Origin of the sequence: Proteus sp. FZP2095, from assembly GCF_023701425.1 — a bacterium.
GTDB classification, from domain to species: domain Bacteria; phylum Pseudomonadota; class Gammaproteobacteria; order Enterobacterales; family Enterobacteriaceae; genus Proteus; species Proteus cibarius.
Genome location: NZ_JAMQBJ010000005.1, coordinates 119165 through 141511 on the forward strand (window position 1 = coordinate 119165; position 22347 = coordinate 141511).

18 protein-coding genes and 2 tRNA genes are annotated in these 22347 nt (G+C 42.1%); 2 read left to right on the forward strand and 18 right to left on the reverse strand.

All coding sequences use genetic code 11. From position 1 onward, the window contains the following. Positions 1-26 precede the first annotated feature (26 nt). The 16 genes from NBG71_RS16480 to rlmE all read right to left on the reverse strand — a co-directional run bounded on the left by NBG71_RS16480 (position 27) and on the right by rlmE (position 18126). Positions 27-1883: a DEAD/DEAH family ATP-dependent RNA helicase gene (locus NBG71_RS16480; protein WP_075673617.1), complete on the reverse strand. Its 1857-nt coding sequence runs from the start codon at positions 1881-1883 to the stop codon at positions 27-29. Positions 1884-2054: 171 nt separating this feature from the next. Further along, the gene (gene nlpI, locus NBG71_RS16485; protein WP_099660268.1) at positions 2055-2942 is read right to left on the reverse strand and encodes a lipoprotein NlpI; all 888 of its coding nucleotides are present in this window, start codon (positions 2940-2942) and stop codon (positions 2055-2057) included. A 112-nt stretch (positions 2943-3054) separates the two neighbouring features. Further along, positions 3055-5184, reverse strand: a complete 2130-nt coding sequence (gene pnp, locus NBG71_RS16490; RefSeq protein WP_075673619.1) for a polyribonucleotide nucleotidyltransferase — start codon at positions 5182-5184, stop codon at positions 3055-3057. A gap of 250 nt (positions 5185-5434) precedes the next feature. Beyond that, entirely contained in the window at positions 5435-5704 is a 270-nt protein-coding gene (gene rpsO / locus NBG71_RS16495; protein ID WP_072064551.1) for a 30S ribosomal protein S15, read from the reverse strand. A gap of 124 nt (positions 5705-5828) precedes the next feature. Next, positions 5829-6782 carry a tRNA pseudouridine(55) synthase TruB gene (gene truB, locus NBG71_RS16500; protein WP_075673620.1) on the reverse strand — a complete coding sequence of 318 codons (954 nt, stop codon included), beginning with the start codon at positions 6780-6782 and terminating at the stop codon, positions 5829-5831. After that, the gene (gene rbfA / locus NBG71_RS16505; protein ID WP_006535687.1) at positions 6782-7183 is read right to left on the reverse strand and encodes a 30S ribosome-binding factor RbfA; all 402 of its coding nucleotides are present in this window, start codon (positions 7181-7183) and stop codon (positions 6782-6784) included. The genes truB and rbfA overlap by 1 nt, the downstream gene beginning before the upstream one ends. Positions 7184-7485: 302 nt before the next feature. After that, positions 7486-10242: a translation initiation factor IF-2 gene (gene infB, locus NBG71_RS16510; RefSeq protein WP_075673621.1), complete on the reverse strand. Its 2757-nt coding sequence runs from the start codon at positions 10240-10242 to the stop codon at positions 7486-7488. Between the two features lie 22 nt (positions 10243-10264). Continuing rightward, positions 10265-11773, reverse strand: coding sequence for a transcription termination factor NusA (gene nusA, locus NBG71_RS16515; protein ID WP_006535691.1), 1509 nt, complete (start codon positions 11771-11773; stop codon positions 10265-10267). A gap of 20 nt (positions 11774-11793) precedes the next feature. Beyond that, positions 11794-12246: a ribosome maturation factor RimP gene (gene rimP / locus NBG71_RS16520; RefSeq protein WP_036914691.1), complete on the reverse strand. Its 453-nt coding sequence runs from the start codon at positions 12244-12246 to the stop codon at positions 11794-11796. Positions 12247-12448: 202 nt separating this feature from the next. Continuing rightward, positions 12449-12525 (reverse strand) — tRNA-Met (locus tag NBG71_RS16525). A 60-nt stretch (positions 12526-12585) separates the two neighbouring features. Continuing rightward, positions 12586-12675, reverse strand: a tRNA-Leu gene (locus NBG71_RS16530). A 58-nt stretch (positions 12676-12733) separates the two neighbouring features. Next, complete coding sequence (secG, locus tag NBG71_RS16535; protein WP_036914692.1) at positions 12734-13078, reverse strand: preprotein translocase subunit SecG; 345 nt, start codon at positions 13076-13078, stop codon at positions 12734-12736. A gap of 165 nt (positions 13079-13243) precedes the next feature. Next, positions 13244-14581, reverse strand: coding sequence for a phosphoglucosamine mutase (gene glmM / locus NBG71_RS16540; RefSeq protein WP_075673622.1), 1338 nt, complete (start codon positions 14579-14581; stop codon positions 13244-13246). Beyond that, a complete protein-coding gene (folP, locus tag NBG71_RS16545; protein WP_250917026.1) occupies positions 14578-15420 on the reverse strand; it encodes a dihydropteroate synthase in 843 nt (280 codons plus the stop codon). The genes glmM and folP overlap by 4 nt, the downstream gene beginning before the upstream one ends. An 82-nt stretch (positions 15421-15502) precedes the next feature. Further along, positions 15503-17449 carry an ATP-dependent zinc metalloprotease FtsH gene (gene ftsH / locus NBG71_RS16550; protein ID WP_075673624.1) on the reverse strand — a complete coding sequence of 649 codons (1947 nt, stop codon included), beginning with the start codon at positions 17447-17449 and terminating at the stop codon, positions 15503-15505. Positions 17450-17496: 47 nt separating this feature from the next. After that, the gene (rlmE, locus tag NBG71_RS16555) at positions 17497-18126 is read right to left on the reverse strand and encodes a 23S rRNA (uridine(2552)-2'-O)-methyltransferase RlmE (RefSeq protein ID WP_099660270.1); all 630 of its coding nucleotides are present in this window, start codon (positions 18124-18126) and stop codon (positions 17497-17499) included. A gap of 145 nt (positions 18127-18271) precedes the next feature. On the opposite strand from rlmE, the gene yhbY reads away from it, so the two are divergent. Beyond that, a complete protein-coding gene (gene yhbY / locus NBG71_RS16560) occupies positions 18272-18565 on the forward strand; it encodes a ribosome assembly RNA-binding protein YhbY (protein ID WP_036914752.1) in 294 nt (97 codons plus the stop codon). A gap of 121 nt (positions 18566-18686) precedes the next feature. Here the strand turns inward: yhbY and greA are convergent, their stop codons facing one another. Beyond that, positions 18687-19163: a transcription elongation factor GreA gene (gene greA / locus NBG71_RS16565; RefSeq protein ID WP_075672816.1), complete on the reverse strand. Its 477-nt coding sequence runs from the start codon at positions 19161-19163 to the stop codon at positions 18687-18689. Positions 19164-19572: 409 nt separating this feature from the next. On the opposite strand from greA, the gene dacB reads away from it, so the two are divergent. After that, positions 19573-21015 carry a serine-type D-Ala-D-Ala carboxypeptidase gene (gene dacB / locus NBG71_RS16570; protein ID WP_250917027.1) on the forward strand — a complete coding sequence of 481 codons (1443 nt, stop codon included), beginning with the start codon at positions 19573-19575 and terminating at the stop codon, positions 21013-21015. A gap of 85 nt (positions 21016-21100) precedes the next feature. Here dacB and cgtA read toward each other — a convergent pair whose 3' ends face one another. Further along, a complete protein-coding gene (gene cgtA, locus NBG71_RS16575) occupies positions 21101-22273 on the reverse strand; it encodes an Obg family GTPase CgtA (RefSeq protein ID WP_075672814.1) in 1173 nt (390 codons plus the stop codon). Between the last annotated feature and the right edge of the window lie 74 nt (positions 22274-22347).

The window sequence follows — 22347 nt, forward strand, 5'->3', positions numbered from 1 at the left end:
ATTTAACATTGAGTAAATGCAAGCTCTTATTGGTTATGAGAACTGCTACGACGACGAGGCGTACCTTCGTTACTACGACTACGGAAGTTACCGCGTTCGCCACCACGATCGTTATTACCACGACGTTGTGGTTGATCACCATTGTTAAAACGACGACCACCTTGTGGCTGACCATCACGACGACTGTTATTACGACGCTCACGGAAAGGCTGAGATTGAGCATCACCCACTAATTGCATATTCAGTGGTTTGTTCATAATACGTGTACGTGTGAAATGGCTTAATAAGTCTGTTGGCATCCCTTTTGGTAATTCGATGGTTGAGTGAGAACCATACAGTTTGATATTACCAATGTAACGGCTGCTGATATCGCCTTCGTTAGCAATCGCACCAACGATATGACGAACTTCAACACCATCATCACGACCCACTTCGATACGGTATAAATCCATTTCGCCAGCATCACGACGTTCACGACGAGGAGAACGCTCACGATCGTTATCACGACGACGATCATCACGATCGTTAAATTCACGACGAGGACGACGAACTGGATCTGGTGGCAGGATAAGCGCACGCTCACCTTGAGCCATTTTCAGTAATACCGCAGCCAGTGTTTCCATATCCAGCGCTTCTTCACCTTGTGGAGCTAATTTAGGTAACAGAGCACGGTACTGATCAAGGTTGCTAGTTTCTAATTGTTGCGCGATTTGCTGTGCAAATTTTTCCTGACGACGTTGGCTGATAAGTTCTGCATTTGGCAGTTCTACTTCAGGAATAGTCATCTTCATTGTACGTTCGATATTGCGCAGTAAACGACGCTCACGGTTATCAACGAATAAAATTGCACGGCCGGCACGACCCGCACGACCTGTACGGCCAATACGGTGAACATAAGATTCTGAATCCATTGGGATATCATAGTTCACAACAAGGCTGATACGGTCAACGTCAAGACCACGAGCAGCAACGTCAGTCGCGATTAAAATGTCTAAACGACCATTTTTCAGACGCTCTAATGTTTGCTCACGCAGTGATTGGTTCATATCACCATTTAACGCTGCGCTGTTATAACCATTACGCTCTAAAGCTTCAGCAACTTCTAATGTTGCGTTTTTAGTACGAACGAAAATAATCGCCGCATCAAAATCTTCAGCTTCTAAGAAACGAATTAACGCTTCATTTTTACGTGCGCCGAATGTCATCCAATAGCTTTGGCTAATGTCTGGACGTGTTGTTACGCTACTTTGAATGCGTACTTCTTTCGGATCATTCATGAAACGACGAGTAATACGACGAATAGCTTCTGGCATTGTTGCAGAGAACAGTGCTGTTTGGTGTTCTGCTGGGATCTTACTTAAAATGTTTTCAACATCTTCAATAAAGCCCATACGTAACATTTCATCAGCTTCATCTAATACTAAGCCTTTCAGTTTAGATAAATCTAATGTGCCACGGTTTAAATGGTCTAATAAACGACCCGGTGTACCCACAACAACTTGTGGTCCTTGACGTAACGCACGTAATTGAACGTCGTAACGCTGACCACCATACAGTGCAACAACATTTACTTTTGGTAAATGCTTAGAGAAATCTTCAATTGCTTCAGCAACCTGAACCGCAAGTTCACGAGTCGGTGCTAAAACTAAAATTTGTGGTGCTTTTAATGATTCATCAAGATTATGCAATAGTGGCAGGCTAAATGCGGCAGTTTTACCACTACCTGTCTGTGCCATACCTAAAACATCATTGCCGTTTAAAAGGAAAGGAATACATTGTTGCTGAATTGGAGAAGGCTTCTCGTAGCCTAAATCATTCAGTGCAGTCAAAATAGGTGCTGATAAACCTAGATCAGCAAAAGTCATATCGGTTTCAGTAGTCATGTCACTGTGCCTCATTCATTATGGCAGCCAGTTGACATAACATACCGCATGGTTTGTCGGTCTTTATCATCTAAAATGTGAACTGGCTCAAATTATATTATTAAACGAACAAACAAGCCCTCATCCTATGTAGATGATGGCTTTCAAACTGATCAGAGAAATGTTCGTCAGCTATTGCTGGTCCGATTCCGCTAGGTCTTCTTGTTGGCCTAACAGTGCTAATTCCAACAATGCGTAGCGGTGCTCAACAAAGTTATGTGCGTTGTTGGCAACCGTCAGCTTGAATAACGCTTCTGCGCTATCCATGTCCCCCAGACTTAGGTAATACTTACCTAAATAGAAGTTAGTTTCACTAAGATGCTCAGCGAGCGAAGTGTTATCGGTTGAAGCCTCATTTAATTTCAACATTAATGTTTTCTCATTAATGTCACCTAAATAAAACTCAACTATATTCCATCCCCATTGCCCCCTTTTATCCGCCTGCTGGTATCGCTGTTTTAGCTGCTGTTTAGCTAAATCAGTATTCATCTCTTTTTCTACAAGATATAACCAAAGCGAACGAATGGGATCATTTGGAGCGACCTGATAAAACGCCTGCAGATCATCCTGCGCCAATTTCAATCGGCCACCGTAGTACGAAGCGATACCACGATTAAAACGCGCATTATTGTAAGTTGGATCAAGCTCTAAAACAGAATCAAACGCTTCATAAGCAGCATCGTAATTCGCTGCTTGCGTAAAATAGATACCTAGAAAATTAAAAATTTCTAGCATATCTGGTCGTATTGATAGCGCCATTGAAAAATCATTACGCGCTAAAGCTCGTAAACCGAGGCTATCATACAGCACACCACGCTCATATAAAAGCTGTGCGTATTCATCTTCGGTTAATGAGCGGCTCGCTAGGATTTGTTCTATACGAGCCAATATTACTTCTTGTTGTAAAGAAGGCTGCAATGGTGTGGCAAAAATCGCATTCTGACGCCATTCTGGACTAGTGCTGCATCCGGAAATAAAGATGAAAACAGCAATAGAACAACTGCGCAGAAATGTTTTCATTTCTCACTCCCAAAGTCAGACCTTTCAACAAAAAGCGTTCTAGACGTCCTACTTGTCAATCATAATAAGTCTCTACCGATACCTATGTCTAGATATCGGTAGTAGAATATCATTAATTTGCAGAATCTTCAGAAGAAGTTTCTGTTGCTTCCTGCTGATTAGCTTGAGCTTCTTTCATGCTTAAGCGAATACGACCTTGACGGTCAATTTCCAGTACTTTAACTGGAACTTCTTGACCCATTTCCAAGTAGTCACTCACTTTCTCAACGCGTTTGTCTGCGATTTGAGAAATATGAACCAGACCTTCTTTGCCACCACCGATAGCAACGAATGCACCGAAATCTACGATACGAGTTACTTTACCGTTGTAGATACGACCCACTTCAACTTCAGCAGTAATTTCTTCGATACGAGCGATAGCTTGTTTTGCTTGGTCGCCACTTGTTGCAGCAATCTTCACTGTACCATCATCTTCGATTTCGATAGTTGTGCCTGTTTCTTCCGTTAATGCACGGATAACTGAGCCACCTTTACCGATAACGTCCTTGATCTTGTCTGGATTAATTTTGATAGTATGAATGCGTGGTGCAAACTCAGAAATATCAGCACGAGGTTGGCTAATTGCATCTTCCATTACACCTAAAATGTGTAAACGTGCGCTTTTCGCTTGGTTTAATGCAACTTGCATAATTTCGCGAGTGATACCTTCGATCTTGATATCCATTTGTAATGCGCTGACACCGTTACGGCTACCCGCAACTTTAAAGTCCATATCGCCTAAATGGTCTTCATCACCCAGAATGTCGGAAAGAACAACAAAGTTGTCGCCTTCTTTCACTAGACCCATTGCAATACCTGCAACAGATTCTTTAATTGGTACACCTGCATCCATCAGTGCTAAAGAAGCACCACAAACAGACGCCATTGAAGATGAACCATTTGATTCAGTGATTTCAGAAACCACGCGAACAGTATATGGGAATTCTTCAATTGTTGGCATTACAGCTAACACACCACGTTTTGCTAAACGGCCATGACCGATTTCGCGACGTTTTGGTGAACCCATCATGCCTGTTTCACCAACAGAGTATGGAGGGAAGTTATAGTGCAGTAAGAAAGTATCTGTGTGCTCACCCATGATGTCATCAATAGTTTGAGCATCACGTGCAGTACCTAATGTTGCAGTAACCAGTGCCTGAGTTTCACCACGAGTAAACAGTGCTGAACCGTGAGTACGTGGTAATAAACCAGTGTGAATGTCTAATGCACGTACCATGTCTTTTTCACGACCATCGATACGTGGTTCACCCGCTAATACGCGAGCACGAACGATGTTTTTCTCAAGACCTGAGAAGATTTCACTGATTTCAGCTTCATCTAAAGTTTCATCTTCAGCAACTAATGTCGCAATAACGTCATCACGAATAGCTTCGATTTGTTCATAACGCTCTTGTTTTTCAGTGATACGGTAAGCATCACCAATGCGAGCTTGTGCTAATTGTGCAATACGGTCGTGTAAAGTTTGGTTGATAGCTTCTGGCGCCCAATCCCATTTCTCTTTACCCACTTCTGCCACTAATGCATTGATGTTTTCGATCACAACTTGTTGTTGATCATGACCAAATACGACTGCACCTAGCATTTCTTCTTCTGATAATAAATCAGCTTCTGATTCTACCATTAGTACCGCACCTGCAGTACCTGCAACCACTAAATCTAATTTACTAACTTTCAGCTCATCAACTGTTGGGTTTAGAACATATTGTCCATCGATAAAACCAACACGAGCACCACCGATAGGGCCATTGAATGGAACACCTGACAGCGCTAATGCTGCAGAAGCACCAATCATTGCAACGATATCTGGGTTAACTTGTGGGTTAACAGAAACAACGGTAGCAACGATTTGAATTTCGTTTAAGAAACCTTCAGGGAATAATGGGCGTAAAGGGCGGTCAATTAAACGTGCAATTAACGTTTCGCCTTCACCAGGACGACCTTCACGACGGAAGAAGCTACCTGGGATACGACCAGCAGCGTATGAACGCTCTTGGTAGTTAACAGTTAATGGGAAGAAATCTTGTCCAGCTTTAACTTTTTTCTTTGCAACAACAGTGACAAAAACAGCGGTGCCGTCCATGTCAACCATAACAGCTGCTGTTGCTTGACGAGCCATCATACCTGTTTCTAATGAAACGGTATGTTGACCGTATTGAAATTTACGAACTGTAGGATTCAGCAAAATAATATCCTTTATCTTATTGTCGCCAGATGTTTAGCGACGATGAATGATCTTTTCTCCGCTACGTCCCCTCGCGACTAATGAAAATATTAACCACTTAGTGATAAGTACTTTCATTAGCCGCGCGAATTGTCGTAACTAGAGAGACTAAATAACAATCACCACATTAAAACATAACGACTAATATTAAAAATAGCACTTTCTAGTAGAAAAGGGGCCAACAGGCCCCTTTTCTCTGAAACTCACTTGATTAGCGACGCAGACCTAAACGTTCAATCAGTGCAGAGTAACGAGCAACATCTTTACGTTTCAGGTAGTCCAGCAGATTACGACGGCTGGAAACTTTACGCAGCAGACCACGACGGCTGTGGTGATCTTTTTTGTGCTCTGAAAAGTGACCTTGCAGGTGGTTGATTTCTGCAGTCAGCAGTGCAATCTGAACTTCGCTTGAGCCAGTATCGTTAGCATCACGACCAAATTCAGCAACGATTTTTGCTTTCGCTTCAGTACTTAGAGACATAATAAACTCCAATTAAATTAAAATTTTTAGGATAGCCAATCTCTAATTCAGCTATCCAACTCAGCCACCTAAACAGATAGCCGCATTATTCTACGCTTCAAACACTTTTAGCGCAAGATTGCTATTAAGTGTTATCTTGTGCGCTATAGTCTACAACGACTCTTTTCGGAGCAACTAGGCCATCTTTAATGATAGCAAGACCGATGAATTTTTTTTCATCGCCTTCAGTTACTCTCACCCATTCGCCTTCATTGATGTCATGATTAACCCGAACAGGCTGCCCCAGCTTGAGATAACCTGCAATAATCGTGGTTAAATTCACAACCGGAAAATGTGCAACAGCGGTATCCATAGGCAATAACAGTGCATCAAGTGCCAAGAAAGGATCTTCTTGCGCAGTTTGTGCATCCTCTATCATTGCTCTTAGTTGCTCTAACGTTACCATTCGCTCTTTAGGATAATCTGCGACTTCCAATCGACGTAAGAAAATAACGTGAGCACCACATTGTAATTTCTCACCAAGATCATCAATAATTGTTCGAATGTAAGTGCCTTTAGAACAATGAATTTCCAGCTCTAACTCGTCACCTTCCCAGCGAATAAACTGGAGTTCATAAACAGTGATAGGTCTTGCTTCACGCTCTACTTCAATACCTTGTCGGGCATATTCGTAAAGCGGTTTACCTTGATGTTTTAAAGCGGAGTACATTGAAGGGACTTGCAATGTTTCACCGCGAAAGCTATCTAAGGCATCATCTAAAGCTTGCTGTGTAAATTGTACTGGGCGCTCTTGAATAACCTCGCCATGTGCATCAGAGGTATCTGTTCGTTGCCCTAAACGTGCAATAACACGATAACGCTTATCTGAATCCAATAGAAACTGTGAAAATTTTGTTGCTTCACCTAAACAAATAGGGAGCATACCTGTTGCTAAAGGATCCAATGCCCCTGTATGCCCTGCCTTGCTGGCATTAAACATACGGCGGACTTTTTGGAGTGCATCGTTAGAGGAAATATCTTGGGGTTTATCGAGTAGCAATACGCCGTTAATCTCACGCCCCTTACGACGACGCCCCATTATTTGTCCTCTTTATGACGACGCTCTTCATCGCTTTTAACAACGTTAGAAACTAGGTTAGACATACGCATACCTTCAACTAATGAGTTGTCATAAGCAAATGTCAGTTCAGGCACAATACGTAAACGCATCGCTTTGCCTAACAAAGAACGAATAAAACCAGCGGCTTCATTAAGTGCAGTTAAACCCTCTGCAACCATCTCTTCTTCGCTTTTTTCACCACCTGATAAGTTTAAAAAGGTGACAAATACTTTGGCATAAGCCAAATCACGAGAAATCTCAACGCCAGATACTGTTGCCATTCCAATGCGTGGATCTTTGACTTCGCGTTGTAAAATGATGGCGATTTCTTTTTGCATTTCCTGAGAAACACGCTGACTACGGCTAAAATCTCTTGCCATTTTATCTCTCCCTGACAATAGGGTATCGCCCTGATTGTCATTGTTAATTCAAATCTAAAATCAATGATATCTAAAGAGTATACATGAAGTGGTATTTAACAACCGCTTTCTCTGATTTCTTTCTTTAGAAATAAAATGTTTCTTTGATGCTATTTTACCCTGTTATTTCACTTTCATAAATTACTGAAAGGCAATCTATTTCGGTTATGTTGAAAAATGGAGGGGAAATAAAAGGGGAATACAGCAAAGAAAGGAATAAGAAGGGAGCCCTAGAGCTCCCTTTTAAAACAAGACGGACTAAATTAATCAATAGAACGTTTGATTTCGATAACTTGGAAGACTTCAATCATGTCGCCAACGCGGACATCGTTGTAGTTTTTCACACCGATACCACATTCCATGCCGTTACGCACTTCGTTGACGTCATCTTTAAAGCGACGCAGTGACTCAAGTTCGCCTTCATAGATAACCACGTTATCACGCAGAACACGAATTGGGTTATTACGTTTGATGTTACCTTCAACCACCATACAGCCCGCAATTGCGCCGAATTTAGGTGATTTAAACACATCACGGACTTCTGCAAGACCCATGATTTCTTGTTTATATTCAGGTGCCAACATACCGCTCATTGCCAGTTTGATTTCATCAATCAGGCTATAGATAACAGAGTAGTAACGTAAATCAACGCTTTCTTGTTCAATGATACGACGAGCAGATGCATCAGCACGAACGTTGAAACCAAGAATAATTGCGTTAGAAGCCGCGGCTAATGTTGCGTCAGTTTCGGTGATACCACCTACACCTGAGCCGATGATTTTCAGTTTAACTTCATTATTAGACAGTTTAACTAATGCATCAGTAATCGCTTCACAAGTACCTTGAACGTCTGTTTTCAGAACGATGTTCAGTTCAGAAGTTTTACCTTCTTCCATGTTAGCAAACATGTTTTCCAGTTTAGACTTCTGCTGACGAGCCAGTTTAACATCGCGGAATTTACCTTGACGGTATAATGCAACTTCACGCGCTTTCTTCTCATCACGAACAACGGTTGCTTCATCACCTGCAGAAGGAACGTTAGATAGACCTAAAATCTCAACAGGCATTGATGGGCCTGCAGATTGAACGTCTTGGCCTAATTCGTTACGCATTGCACGAATACGACCGTATTCGAAACCACACAGAACGATGTCACCTTTATTCAGTGTACCTTCACGGACAAGAATAGTTGCAACTGGACCACGACCTTTATCAAGGTAAGATTCGATAACAACACCGCTTGCCATACCTTCTTTAACTGCTTTCAGTTCAAGAACTTCAGCTTGTAAAAGAATAGCATCCAGCAGTTCATCAATACCTAAACCTTGTTTTGCAGATACATGCATAAACTGAGTTTCACCGCCCCACTCTTCTGGCAGGATGCCATATTGAGACAGTTCAGTTTTAACGCGATCTGGATCAGCTTCGTGTTTATCAATTTTATTCACAGCAACAACAACAGGTACGTTTGCTGCTTTTGCGTGTTGGATTGCTTCGATAGTTTGTGGCATTACACCATCATCTGCCGCAACAACCAGAACAACGATATCCGTTACCTGAGCACCACGAGCACGCATTGAAGTAAACGCGGCGTGACCTGGAGTATCCAGGAAAGTGATTTCACCTTTGTCAGTTTTAACGTGGTAAGCACCGATATGCTGGGTGATACCACCCGCTTCGCCTGATGCTACTTTCGTTGAACGAATGTAGTCCAGCAATGATGTTTTACCGTGGTCAACGTGACCCATGATAGTTACAACTGGTGCACGAGATACTGCGCTTTCTTCGCCAGTATCACGATCGCTCATGACTTGTTCTTCTAACTCGTTTTCACGACGTAAGATAACTTTGTGACCCATTTCTTCAGCAACAAGCTGTGCAGTTTCTTGGTCTAAAACCTGATTAATGGTCGCCATAGCACCCATTTTCATCATAGTTTTGATAACTTCAGACCCTTTTACTGCCATTTTGTTAGCAAGTTCAGCAACGGAAATAGTCTCACCAATAATAACATCACGGTTTACAACAGCTGCTGGCTTATTGAAGCCTTGCTGTAATGAGCTACCTTTACGTTTGCCTTTCTTGTTAGTACGACCAGCAGCACGTGCTTCTTCACGATCTGCTTTTTCAGAATGGCGGTTATTTTTCTTAGGACGAGGAGCCTTAGCGTTACGACCACGGCCGCGGCCACCTTCAACTTCAGCATCACTTTCATCTTCAGCATCACGAGCATAACGTGATGTGGTTACATGATAGTCTGAGCCTTCAGTTTCTGGCGCTTTAGGTTCAGCAGTCCATTTTTCAGCATTTTCTTCAGCCAAACGACGTGCTTTTTCTGCTGCAATTTTTGCTTCATCTTCCGCTTTACGGCGCTGTGCTTCTTCCGTTTTACGCTTCAGTTCAGCCTGTTCAGCAATGCGACGTGCTTTTTCCTGATCTGCTGCTTTATCAGCTTTTGGTTTATCGTTTTGTTTCACTTTATCTTTTTCCGCTGCTTCGCGCTTAGCTAATTCCGCTGCTTCACGTTTTGCTTCTTCAGCTTCACGTTTCGCTTTTTCTTCGGCGTCTTTCTTTGCCTTTTCAGCTTCACGTTTTGCTTTTTCTTCAGCTTCGCGCTGTGCTTTCTCTTGTGCTTCGCGCTGGGCTTTTTCTTCGGCTTCGCGATGCGCCTTTTCTTCCGCTTCACGCTGAGCTTGCTCATCCGCTTGCGCTTTTTCAACGGCGTCACGGTTCACATAAGTGCGTTTTTTGCGGACTTCGATGGCTACTGATTTACTTTTGCCACCTGTACCAGGAACACTTAACGTACTACGCACTTTGCGTTGTAACGTTAATTTTTCTGGTTGGTTGGTTGATACGTCTTTATCACGATTCAACCAAGCCAGTAAGGTTTCTTTCTCTTTTTGGGAGACAGAATCAGAGACGGTCTTCTTAATACCGGCATCAGCAAACTGCTGTACCAAACGTTCAACCGGTGTCTGAATCTCTTCTGCCAGTGATTTTACTGTTTCATCTGTCATTCTGTTCCTTCCTGCTCAGTTGTTACGCATCATTCCCAAACCAGCAGATATTACGTGCGGCCATAATGAGTTCGCCTGCGCGCTCACTATTTAAGCCTTCAATATCAGTTAGGTCGTCGATACCCTGTTCGGCAAGATCTTCCAGTGTGCAGATACCACGGGCAGCTAGATCAAATGCTAAAGAGCGCTCCAATCCTTCGAGAGCTAATAAGTCCTCGGCTGGTTGGTTATCGCCTAGGCTTTCTTTTTGAGCTAATTCAATCGTTGTTAACGCGGCTTTTGCTCTTTCACGTAGAGCTTCAACGGTATCTTCATCTAGTCCGTCAATAGCCAGCAGTTCACTGATTGGCACATAAACTAACTCTTCAAGGGTAGAGAAACCTTCTTCAACTAAAACAGTTGCGAAGTCTTCATCAATGTCGAGATGCTTAGTAAATATTTCAATGGCTGCGTTTGCTTCTGCCTGATGTTTTGCATTCAGTTCATCAGCAGTCATGACGTTTAATTCCCACTTGTCATCACCACGATGTTTTTTCAGTAACTGAGCTGCCAGACGAACGTTTTGACCATTACGGCCAATTGCCTGCGCAAGGTTACTGCTTTCAACTGCAACATCCATTGTACATTTGTCTTCATCGACAACAATAGAAGCAACATCTGCCGGAGCCATTGCATTAATGACGAATTGTGCAGGATTATCATCCCACAGAACAATATCAATTCGCTCGCCGCCCAATTCGCTGGAAACGGCTTGTACACGTGCACCACGCATACCAACACAAGCACCCACTGGGTCAATACGCTTGTCGTTAGTTTTTACTGCGATTTTGGCACGAGAACCTGGATCACGCGCTGCAGCTTTAATTTCAATGATTTCTTCGCCAATTTCTGGTACTTCAATACGGAAAAGTTCAACCAGCATTTCAGGGCGAGAGCGTGTCACGAAAAGTTGTGCACCACGAGTTTCTGTACGTACGTCGTATAAAACACCACGTAAACGGTCACCTGGGCGGAAGTTCTCACGCGGTAACATATCTTCGCGTAAAATAACCGCTTCAGCGTTATTGCCTAAATCTAAAGTGATATTTTCACGGTTCACTTTCTTCACAACACCCGTGATAATTTCGCCTAATTGTTCGCGGAATTGATCAACAACCATTGCTCTTTCAGCTTCACGTACTTTTTGTACGATAACTTGTTTAGCGGTTTGTGTTGTAATACGGTCGAAAGTAACAGATTCGATTTGATCTTCAATATAACCACCTAGTTCGATACTAGGATCTTCATATTGAGCTGCTTCAAGTGTGATTTCACGAGTTGGTTGAGTCACTTCATCAACAGCAACCCAACGACGGAATGTATCAAAATCACCGGTTTTACGGTCGATACATACGCGAACGTCAATTTCTTGCTCGTATTTTTTCTTAGTTGCTGTCGCTAGTGCGGTTTCCAGTGCTTCAAAAATCTTTTCACGAGGAAGAGATTTTTCGTTAGAGACCGCTTCCACAACAGCCAGAATCTCTTTGTTCATCCTAGTTGCCTCTTCAAAACTTAAAAGTGGGGTACCAGGTTAGCTTTCTGGATGTTGCTCAGTGCGAACACTTCGTCTTTACCATCCACAGTAACCGTGATCATTTCGCCAGCGACAGACTTAATAATGCCCTGCCATTTACGGCGGTTTTGCATTGCAATTCGTAATACGATAGCGGCTTCTTCGCCGATAAATTGCTCATAATGCGTTGCAGTGAATAAAGGTCGTTCTAAACCAGGAGAAGAAATCTCAAGGTTATAAACTGTTTGAATTGGATCTTCAACATCCAGCACAGCACTGACCTGGTGGCTAACATCAGCACAATCATCAACAGTGATACCGTCTTCACTATCAATATAGATGCGCAATGTTGATTCTCGGCCACGAATAAACTCAAGACCGACAAATTCAAAGCCTAATGCTTCTACTGGTGCTGAAACCATCGCTGTTAATTTTTGCTCTAATGTGGACAAACCCACCCCCAAGGCATAAAAAAAGGGCCTATAGCCCAGTATTCTATTCTCTGATAACAAAAAACCCCGAAATTCGGGGCTTTATGCAACTGGACCCTGTAACTTGCCATTCGAGAATAACCTCTTCTTACGGCACATTCCACTCAGGATCATAATCGGTTTAACAAGATGATTAATGAGAAAAGTGCTGTATTGTTAGAAGTGGTTGCGGGGGCCGGATTTGAACCGACGACCTTCGGGTTATGAGCCCGACGAGCTACCAAGCTGCTCCACCCCGCGTTCGAAAAACGTGGCAAATTTTACGCTGATAACAAGCAAAACGCAAGCTATCTGGAATAATGGTGCCGAGAACGGGACTTGAACCCGTACGCCCGTTTTATAGGCACTACCACCTCAAGGTAGCGTGTATACCAATTTCACCACCTCGGCACTTAATGAGACTGTTACTGCGTAAAAATTAACAATCTCATTTAAATCTTTACTTAGTTTACTGCGGAATATCTGTATTTGCTGGCGCTACAGGCGCTGCTAATTGCTCAGCTTTTTTAGCTTCTTCTGTAGTCTGCTCGATAGACATCCATTTGCTGTCTTCACGCACAGTTTTATTGGCACTTAGATTACCTAAAATAAGGGCAAGTACAATAAAAGCTGTCGCTAAAACAGCGGTCATACGGGTCATAAAGTTAGCTGAACCGCTTGAACCAAATACTGTACCGGAAGCACCTGCACCAAAAGAAGCGCCCATATCAGCACCTTTACCCTGCTGTAACAGGATCAGACCAACTAGCCCTGTTGCTACAATGATAAGAATAACAATGAGTGCCGTATACATTTGCGTTACCTTTTCTATGGAACTTATCGTCTTAACGATAACCTTCGATTGCTTCACCCGCTTTAGTTCAAGACCTTACTAAGCGGGTGTGAATACTAACCAAAGCTGAACTGACAAGCAAGGTTATTTTTCTACAAAGTGATTGATTGAAGAAAAAATCATCAATTAACCAACGTGCTTCACAGCGTCAGCAATACGATTTGCCATCGCAGTGACTTGCTCTTCATTTTCTCCTTCAACCATGACACGAATTAAAGGTTCTGTTCCTGATTTACGCAGTAATACACGTCCTTTACCTGCCAGTTCGTCTTCAACCGCTTTCGCGACTTTCTGAACTTCAGGTGTTTGTAGTGGATCGTGGCTCCCCGTAAAACGAACATTCACTAAAATTTGTGGTAATAGTTTCATACCACTGCATAAATCATGCAGACTCATGTGGTTACGTACCATCGCACTTAAAACTTGTAAGCCTGCAACAATACCATCACCTGTAGTCGTTTTATCTAATAAAATAATATGACCTGAGTTTTCAGCACCTAAACGCCAGCCTTTCTCTTGTAATTTTTCAAGCACATAGCGGTCCCCCACTTTTGCTCTTACAAAAGGAATACCCAGTTGTTTAAGTGCTATCTCTAATCCCATATTGCTCATTAGCGTACCTACTGCACCACCGCGTAATTGACCTTGGCGTAACGCTTCTCTTGCAATAATGTAGAGAATTTGGTCACCATCAACTTTTAGGCCTTGATGGTCAACCATGATGATACGGTCGCCGTCACCATCAAAAGCTAAACCAACATCAGCGCCTTCTTCTAATACGCGTTTCTGCAACATGCGAACATCTGTTGCACCACACTCTTCGTTGATATTGATACCAGTTGGCTCACAACCAATAGTGATCACTTCAGCACCTAATTCACGAAATACGTTTGGTGCAATATGATATGTTGCGCCATGAGCACAATCGACAACGACTTTTAGCCCGTTAAGATTGTTTTCATTTGGGAAAGTCCCTTTACAGAATTCAATGTAACGACCCGCAGCATCTACAATACGATTTGCACGACCAAGCTCTGCTGATTCAACACAAGTAATTGGCTTTTCCATTTCAGCTTCAATAGCTTCTTCTACTTCGTCTGGTAATTTTGTGCCATCAATAGAGAAGAATTTAATCCCGTTATCGTAATAAGGGTTATGAGAAGCTGAAATCACGATCCCGGCTTCAGCACGGAATGTACGCGTTAAATAAGCAACAGCTGGTGTTGGCATTGGTCCTGTAAATGAGGCAGATAAACCTGCAGCAGCTAAACCCGCCTCTAATGCAGATTCAAGCATATAGCCTGAAATACGTGTATCTTTACCAATAATGATTTTACGAGAGCCATGACGTGCTAATACTTTGCCCGCAGCCCAACCTAGTTTTAATACAAAATCAGGTGTAATTGGACTATCACCTACTTTTCCACGGATACCATCTGTTCCAAAGTATTTACGTTCGCTCATTCATTATTTTCCTTTGCAGAAAGAGTCGCTTGTACGACTTTCATCGCATCAATAGTCTCTTTAACATCGTGTACACGAATAATTTGTGCGCCTTGTATCGCTGCAATGACAGCGCACGCCACGCTACCAGCAACACGCTCTTGTGGTGGTACATTCAATAGTTGTCCAACCATTGATTTGCGTGACATTCCAGCAAGTATGGGTAGACCAAAGTGATGAAGTTCACTTAAGTGTGCTAATAATTGGTAATTATGCTCTAAATTTTTACCAAAGCCGAATCCTGGATCAAGAATAATTTGATTTTTTTCGATCCCGGCATCAACACAACGTTGAATATTTTCTTGTAAAAAACGATCAACATCCATCACCACATTCTCATAATGTGGTGATTGTTGCATGGTTTTAGGGTCACCCTGCATATGCATAATACACACTGGCAAACCTGTTTTAACCGCCGCTTCAAGTGCTCCTGGCTCTTGTAAAGAGCGAATGTCATTGATAATTGAAGCACCTGCATTTGCTGATTCAGTAATGACTTGAGCTTTGGATGTATCAACAGAGATCCAAACATCAAAACGTTGACGAATAGCCTCAACAACAGGAACAACACGCTGTAACTCTTCATCAATAGAGACATCGCTTGCGCCGGGTCTAGTAGATTCACCACCAATATCGATGATAGAAGCCCCTTCAGCGATCAATTTTGCTGCGTGGTTAACTGCATCATTAAGTGAATTATGAGTGCCACCATCTGAGAAAGAGTCTGGAGTGACATTCAAAATCCCCATAACTTGAGGTGTTGATAAATTAAGTTCTGTTCCTCTAGCCATTAATTTCATTTCATTGATACCTTCATAAAAAAACCCCAGAAGCCTGGGGTTTATATTTATAGCTTACTCAATATGCATAACCCGATAAGGATTAGTGAGTATTTTTATCAGAAGGTGTATCACTTTCTGACTCAGGCTTATCTTTTGGCTCACTCGCTACATGCGTTTGTGCTGGCTGGGCAGTAGTCGTTGTACCACTATTGCCATTATTGCCTTCCCAGCCCGCAGGTGGACGAACATCACGACGATTCATTAAATCATCAATTTGAGGCGCATCGATAGTTTCATAAGTCATCAGTGCATCTTTCATTGAGTGCAGAATATCAAGGTTGTCCATTAAAATCTGACGAGCACGAACATAGTTACGATCAACGATAGCTTTAATTTCTTCGTCAATTGTACGCGCTGTTTCATCAGACATATGCTGCGCTTTAGCAACAGAACGGCCTAAGAACACTTCACCTTCTTCTTCTGCGTACAGTAATGGCCCTAACTTTTCAGAGAAGCCCCACTGTGTCACCATGTTGCGTGCAATATTGGTTGCAACTTTGATGTCATTAGAAGCACCTGTAGAAACATGCTCTACACCATAGATAATTTCTTCAGCTAAACGACCACCATAAAGTGTTGAAATCTGGCTCTCTAATTTCTGACGGCTCGCACTAATTTGGTCGCCTTCAGGTAAGAAGAAAGTCACACCTAATGCACGTCCACGAGGAATAATCGTCACTTTATGCACAGGATCATGTTCAGGTACTAAACGACCAATAATTGCGTGACCAGCTTCATGATAAGCGGTTGATGCTTTTTGTTCTTCAGTCATCACCATTGAACGGCGCTCTGCGCCCATCATTATCTTATCTTTCGCTTTCTCAAATTCGACCATTGAGACAACACGTTTATTACCACGTGCAGCGAATAAAGCTGCTTCGTTAACTAAGTTAGCTAAGTCAGCACCAGAGAAACCTGGCGTACCACGCGCTAAAATTGCTGGATCAACGTCTGGTGATAAAGGCACACGACGCATATGGACTTTAAGGATTTGCTCACGTCCACGTACATCAGGTAAACCAACAACCACTTGACGGTCAAAACGGCCTGGGCGAAGTAATGCTGGGTCTAATACGTCTGGGCGGTTAGTTGCCGCGATAACGATAATACCTTCATTACCTTCGAAACCATCCATCTCAACTAGCATTTGGTTCAGTGTTTGTTCACGTTCATCATGACCACCACCTAGACCTGCACCACGTTGACGACCGACCGCATCGATTTCATCGATAAAGATGATACAAGGTGCCGCTTTTTTAGCTTGTTCAAACATATCACGAACACGAGAAGCACCGACACCCACGAACATTTCAACGAAATCAGAACCTGAAATGGTAAAGAATGGGACTTTAGCTTCACCCGCGATAGCTTTTGCTAATAATGTTTTACCTGTACCTGGAGGCCCTACCATCAGAATACCTTTAGGAATTTTACCCCCTAATTTCTGGAAACGGCCCGGATCACGCAAATACTCAACTAATTCGCTTACTTCTTCTTTCGCTTCATCACAACCCGCAACATCAGCAAAGGTTGTTTTGATTTGGTCTTCTGTCAACATGCGTGCCTTGCTTTTACCGAAAGACATCGCACCTTTACCGCCACCACCTTGCATTTGGCGCATAAAGAAAATCCAAAGACCAATCAGTAATAGCATTGGGAACCAAGACACAAAAATTTGAGTCAGAAGACTTTGGCCTTCAAGTGGCTCGCCCGTTACTTTTACATTACGGTTCATTAAAGTGGTCAGCAGGTTGTCATCACGCATAGGCATATACGTGCTGTACTTTGAGTTATCTGTTTTAGTTACATTAATATCATAACCACTTATGCTGACCTCGCGTAATTGGTTATTAGTTAACTCATTGATAAAGGTAGAGTAATCCACCTTACGACTATTCGAATCGCTGGGTCCGAAGCTCTGGAATAATGACATCAAAACGACTGCAATAACTAGCCAGAGGATCAGGTTTTTCGCCATGTCACTCAAGGGATTAACCTCATATTACAACTGTGTTAACAAATAGCTTTAGGGTACTAAAGTTTACGCCCTGTGGCTACAATATATACCTCACGAGAACGAGACCGCGAAGCGTCTGGTTTACGAACTTTCACTTTCGTAAACAGGGAGCGTATTTGCCCCAGGTATTCATCAAAGCCTTCTCCCTGAAACACTTTGACAATAAAACTTCCCCCGGGAGCCAGTACATCACGACACATATCAAGCGCTAACTCTACTAAATACATGGATCGAGGGATATCGACCGCGGGTGTACCGCTCATGTTTGGAGCCATGTCAGACATGACAACCTGGACTTTGTTTTCACCTACTCTATCAAGCAATGCCTTCAACACAAGTTCATCACGAAAATCGCCTTGAAGGAAATCGACTCCAACGATAGGATCCATAGGTAAAAGGTCACATGCGATAATTCGACCTTTTTTTCCTAACTGCTGTACAACGTATTGAGACCACCCTCCAGGGGCTGCTCCTAAATCGACAACGGTCATACCTGGTTTAAAGATATTGTCACTTTGCTGAATCTCTTCCAGTTTAAACCAAGCACGAGAGCGAAACCCTTTTTTCTGTGCTTGTTGAACATATTTATCACTAAAATGTTCTTGTAACCAGCGGCTAGAGCTTGCCGAACGTTTCTTATTGGCCATTGCGTTTTCCAACTATCATACACTTAGCTATCAATATTTTTACTCTTTCACTCATTTAACCCCGTATTAACGACATTTTATGGTGATAAGTGAGAGATGGCGTTAGAATAGATCGTTTTCAATCCCAACAAAGCAAAAATTAATGATGACTCTTAACAAAAAACAAATTCAACACCTGAAAGGGCTCGCTCATCACCTGAATCCAGTCGTTATGATTGGTAACAACGGGTTGACTGAAGGCGTTCTTGCAGAAATTGAACTCGCTCTGGCGCACCATGAGCTTATCAAAGTCAAAATCGCAGGCGAAGATCGAGATGTTAAAAACTTGATCGTGGCAGCGATTGTACGCGAAAGCGGTGCACAGAATGTACAAGTTATCGGAAAAATTCTTGTTCTTTATCGTCCTTCAGAAGCACGTAAGATTATTTTACCGAAATAAAACTTGTATCTTTATATAAAAATGCCATAACTAACTCTATGGCAAAAAAGGCCTTTTAAGGCCTTTTTTATATTACCACAGGATAGCAGTCTAGTTTTCTATAGAAACGTAAAATTATAAATTAAATGTATTCTACGTTTAAAACTTCGTATTCGACTTGTCCACCCGGTGTAGTGATAACAACGACATCATCTAACTCTTTACCAATCAACCCACGCGCAATCGGTGAATTAACAGAAATTAAGTTTTCTTTAATGTTCGCTTCATCATCACCAACAATGCGGTAAGTTTGCTCTTCTTCAGTTTCAACATTTAACAGCGTCACTGTTGAACCAAAAATAATTCGACCATTGTTATTCATCTTTTTAATATCAATGACTTGAGCATTTGATAATTTTGCTTCAATTTCTTGTATACGACCTTCACAGAAACCTTGTTGCTCTCTTGCAGCATGATATTCCGCGTTTTCTTTTAAGTCTCCGTGTTCACGAGCTTCAGCGATAGCGGCAATAATTTCGGGACGACGAACACCTTTTAAATATTCCAGCTCTTCGCGTAATTTTTCTGCACCTAGAACTGTCATAGGGATCTGATTCATGTGTTAATACCTCAATACTATTCCTAATAAAAAATAGGTATCATCCTGATTTTTTATACTAACAACACAGAGAAAAGGATCTATTTACTCTTCTCAAGACAAAAAAAGACACAGGCAACCTTAAATTGGGCCTGTCTCTACATATATTCGGTGAATGAGGGGACGTTATTATATTCCCAACTCATGCTGTTGGGATGTTAACTAAACCTCTCAGACTTAAAACTAAATCTAACACAACAGACGCATTGCTTCACGCCTTATCTCTCTTTATAAAGAGATAAACAGACTTTTTCCGATAATGAGCTAATCCTGCTTGTTACCGTTTACTTTTGCCCTCATTGCCCTTTAGTATTAGCCTCTGGCAATCAATACTGTAGCGTTACACGCTATAGTCACGGATAGAGAAATTATGCGCTTACTATCAACATTTCGACGGATACTCTACACATTAAGTATCATCAGTTTTTCAACCCAAGCGATACCTGTTGAAAACTATACATCTCTTCTTCCCGAAGGAACTCAAGTAGGTTTAATTACTCAACCCGTTGGCGCTGCTTCTCCTAATCTTAATTATCATGCCGATCAATTAGCACTTCCAGCAAGTACTCAAAAAGTGGTGACTGCACTTGCGGCATTACTTCAATTAGGTGGAAACTATCAATTCACAACAACAATGGAAACAGAAGGTAAGATAAAAGATAATCAGCTTATTGGTGATTTGATCTTTCGTTTTACAGGCGATCCTACATTAACCCGCCAACAATTAAGAGCAATGGTAGCCGTATTAAAACAATCAGGTATTACAAAAGTGCATGGCGATTTGCTTATTGATACTTCTGCTTTTTCAAGCCATGACAAAGCACCCGGTTGGGTTTGGAATGATCTAACCCAATGCTTTAGTGCCCCTCCTAGTACTGCTATTGTTGATAAAAACTGCTTTTCTGTCTTGCTGCAAAGTGGCAACAAAGAAGGTGATATTGCCACAATACGTAAAGCCTCTTTCTATCCTGTAACCGTTTTAAGTGAAGTTGAAACTTATGAGAAAGGATCAACTCGTACCCGTTTTTGTGAATTAGATGTCACTGTTCGTGACTTAAATACCTATGTAATCACAGGTTGTATTCCTAAACGTGACGATGCAGTCCCTTTAATGTTCTCTATTCAAGATGGAGCTCATTGGGCCGGTACAATTTTAAAAGAAGAGTTACAGCGCGCCAATATTGAACTTGATGGATATGTCAAACGTCGATCTCAACTAAAAGCGCCTGTTACTGTACTAGCACAAACACAATCAAAACCGTTACATAACTTACTGACTACCATGCTAAAAGAGTCTGATAATATGATTGCAGACACCGTATTTAGAACTATTGGTCGTGAGTATTATGGCGTTCCCGGCACTTGGCGCTCTGGCGCAGAAGCAACCCGTGCTATTTTAAAACAAAAAGCCGGCATTGATTTAGGAAATACCGTTATGGTTGATGGCTCAGGCCTTTCTCGTCATAACCTCATTTCACCTGCAACCATGATGCAAATCCTTCAATACATTGGACAACATGAAAGTGAATTAAATTTTATTACCATGCTTCCCCTTGCAGGACATGACGGTACATTACAGTATCGAGGCGGTTTTCATGAAGCGGGTGTTGATGGCAAAGTTTCTGCCAAAACGGGTTCATTAAAAGGGGTTTACAATCTTGCGGGCTTTATGACCACGGCAAACGGACAAAAAGTGGCGTTTGTACAATACGTTTCGGCGTATTCACCTCCTACACAGAATCGTAATGCTGGACGCGCTTATTTAGTGCGTTTTGAAACAAATCTGTATAAAGATATGTATAACAATCACTAGATTTATACCTAATAATATAAGTAATAGATAAAAAACGCCTGACTAATCAGGCGTTTTTTTATTTTAATCATCATTCTAATTGTGATTAACGTTGGTAGATAAACTCAATACCTTCGTCGTCTTCTTCATCCCAATCATCGTCGTCATCTTCTTCGAAATCAGGGTTTTCAAGCTGTTCTTTGTGGTAATCATCCCACATAAAGTCAACTTTTCCTGGCTCTGCTTTTGTTGCAACAATATCTTGCTCACGCGGAGTAACATTCAGGAATTCCATGATATTCCAGCAAAGTTTTTTCACTCCTTCTTGGTTGATGGCCGCTATCATGTAATAGTTTTCATCCCAACCCAGCGCTTCAACAATTGCTTTTGCCTTCTCTTTTGCTTCTTCAGCATCGAGAAGATCAACTTTATTGAACACCAACCAACGTGGTTTTTGTGCTAGTTTTTCGCTGTACTTCTCTAATTCAGAGATAATAATTTTTGCATTTTCCACAGGATCCGATCCATCAATAGGATCAATATCGATCAAGTGTAATAACACACGACAGCGCTCTAAGTGTTTTAAGAATTGGATCCCAAGACCTGCACCATCAGCAGCGCCTTCGATTAATCCGGGAATATCTGCAACCACAAAGCTTTGGTGATTATCCATGCGCACCACGCCTAAGCTTGGTACTAACGTTGTAAATGGATAATCAGCAACTTTAGGTTTTGCTGCTGATACTGCACGAATAAATGTGGATTTACCCGCATTCGGCATACCAAGCATACCCACATCAGCTAATAACATTAGCTCTAATAGGACTTCGCGAGATTCACCCGGCGTTCCCATTGTACGTTGACGTGGAGCACGGTTAACCGATGATTTAAAGCGAGTATTGCCTAAACCGTGGAAGCCACCTTTAGCAACCATTTGCTTTTGGCCGTGAGCTGTTAAGTCAGCAATGACTTCATTTGTTGCTAAATCACGGACACGCGTTCCTACAGGAACACTGATAGTAATATCTTGACCACGCTTACCTGTACAGTCACGACTGTGACCATTTTCACCACGTTCTGCGCGATAAGACTTTGTAAAACGGTAATCAATTAAGGTGTTAAGGTTTTCGTCTGCAATCATGTAGACATCACCACCATCACCACCATCACCACCGTCTGGTCCCCCGTTAGGGATATATTTTTCGCGACGAAAGCTTACACAGCCGTTACCACCATCGCCCGCGACGATTAGGATCTTGGCCTCATCAACAAATTTCATGATTTTACTCCGTATAGTAGCCATTAACGTGCTGGATGGCCGAAATTACCCAGAGATGGCCTTTTTTAAATATA

What these genes read in the sequence shown, in the direction of transcription:
- NBG71_RS16480 (WP_075673617.1), bottom strand. Translation starts at nt 1,883, where the DNA reads ATGACTACTGAAACCGATATGACTTTTGCTGATCTAGGTTTATCAGCA.
- nlpI (WP_099660268.1), bottom strand. Translation starts at nt 2,942, where the DNA reads ATGAAAACATTTCTGCGCAGTTGTTCTATTGCTGTTTTCATCTTTATT.
- rpsO (WP_072064551.1), bottom strand. Translation starts at nt 5,704, where the DNA reads ATGTCTCTAAGTACTGAAGCGAAAGCAAAAATCGTTGCTGAATTTGGT.
- truB (WP_075673620.1), bottom strand. Translation starts at nt 6,782, where the DNA reads ATGGGGCGTCGTCGTAAGGGGCGTGAGATTAACGGCGTATTGCTACTC.
- rbfA (WP_006535687.1), bottom strand. Translation starts at nt 7,183, where the DNA reads ATGGCAAGAGATTTTAGCCGTAGTCAGCGTGTTTCTCAGGAAATGCAA.
- infB (WP_075673621.1), bottom strand. Translation starts at nt 10,242, where the DNA reads ATGACAGATGAAACAGTAAAATCACTGGCAGAAGAGATTCAGACACCG.
- nusA (WP_006535691.1), bottom strand. Translation starts at nt 11,773, where the DNA reads ATGAACAAAGAGATTCTGGCTGTTGTGGAAGCGGTCTCTAACGAAAAA.
- secG (WP_036914692.1), bottom strand. Translation starts at nt 13,078, where the DNA reads ATGTATACGGCACTCATTGTTATTCTTATCATTGTAGCAACAGGGCTA.
- glmM (WP_075673622.1), bottom strand. Translation starts at nt 14,581, where the DNA reads ATGAGCGAACGTAAATACTTTGGAACAGATGGTATCCGTGGAAAAGTA.
- folP (WP_250917026.1), bottom strand. Translation starts at nt 15,420, where the DNA reads ATGAAATTAATGGCTAGAGGAACAGAACTTAATTTATCAACACCTCAA.
- rlmE (WP_099660270.1), bottom strand. Translation starts at nt 18,126, where the DNA reads ATGGCCAATAAGAAACGTTCGGCAAGCTCTAGCCGCTGGTTACAAGAA.
- yhbY (WP_036914752.1), top strand. Translation starts at nt 18,272, where the DNA reads ATGACTCTTAACAAAAAACAAATTCAACACCTGAAAGGGCTCGCTCAT.
- greA (WP_075672816.1), bottom strand. Translation starts at nt 19,163, where the DNA reads ATGAATCAGATCCCTATGACAGTTCTAGGTGCAGAAAAATTACGCGAA.
- dacB (WP_250917027.1), top strand. Translation starts at nt 19,573, where the DNA reads ATGCGCTTACTATCAACATTTCGACGGATACTCTACACATTAAGTATC.
- cgtA (WP_075672814.1), bottom strand. Translation starts at nt 22,273, where the DNA reads ATGAAATTTGTTGATGAGGCCAAGATCCTAATCGTCGCGGGCGATGGT.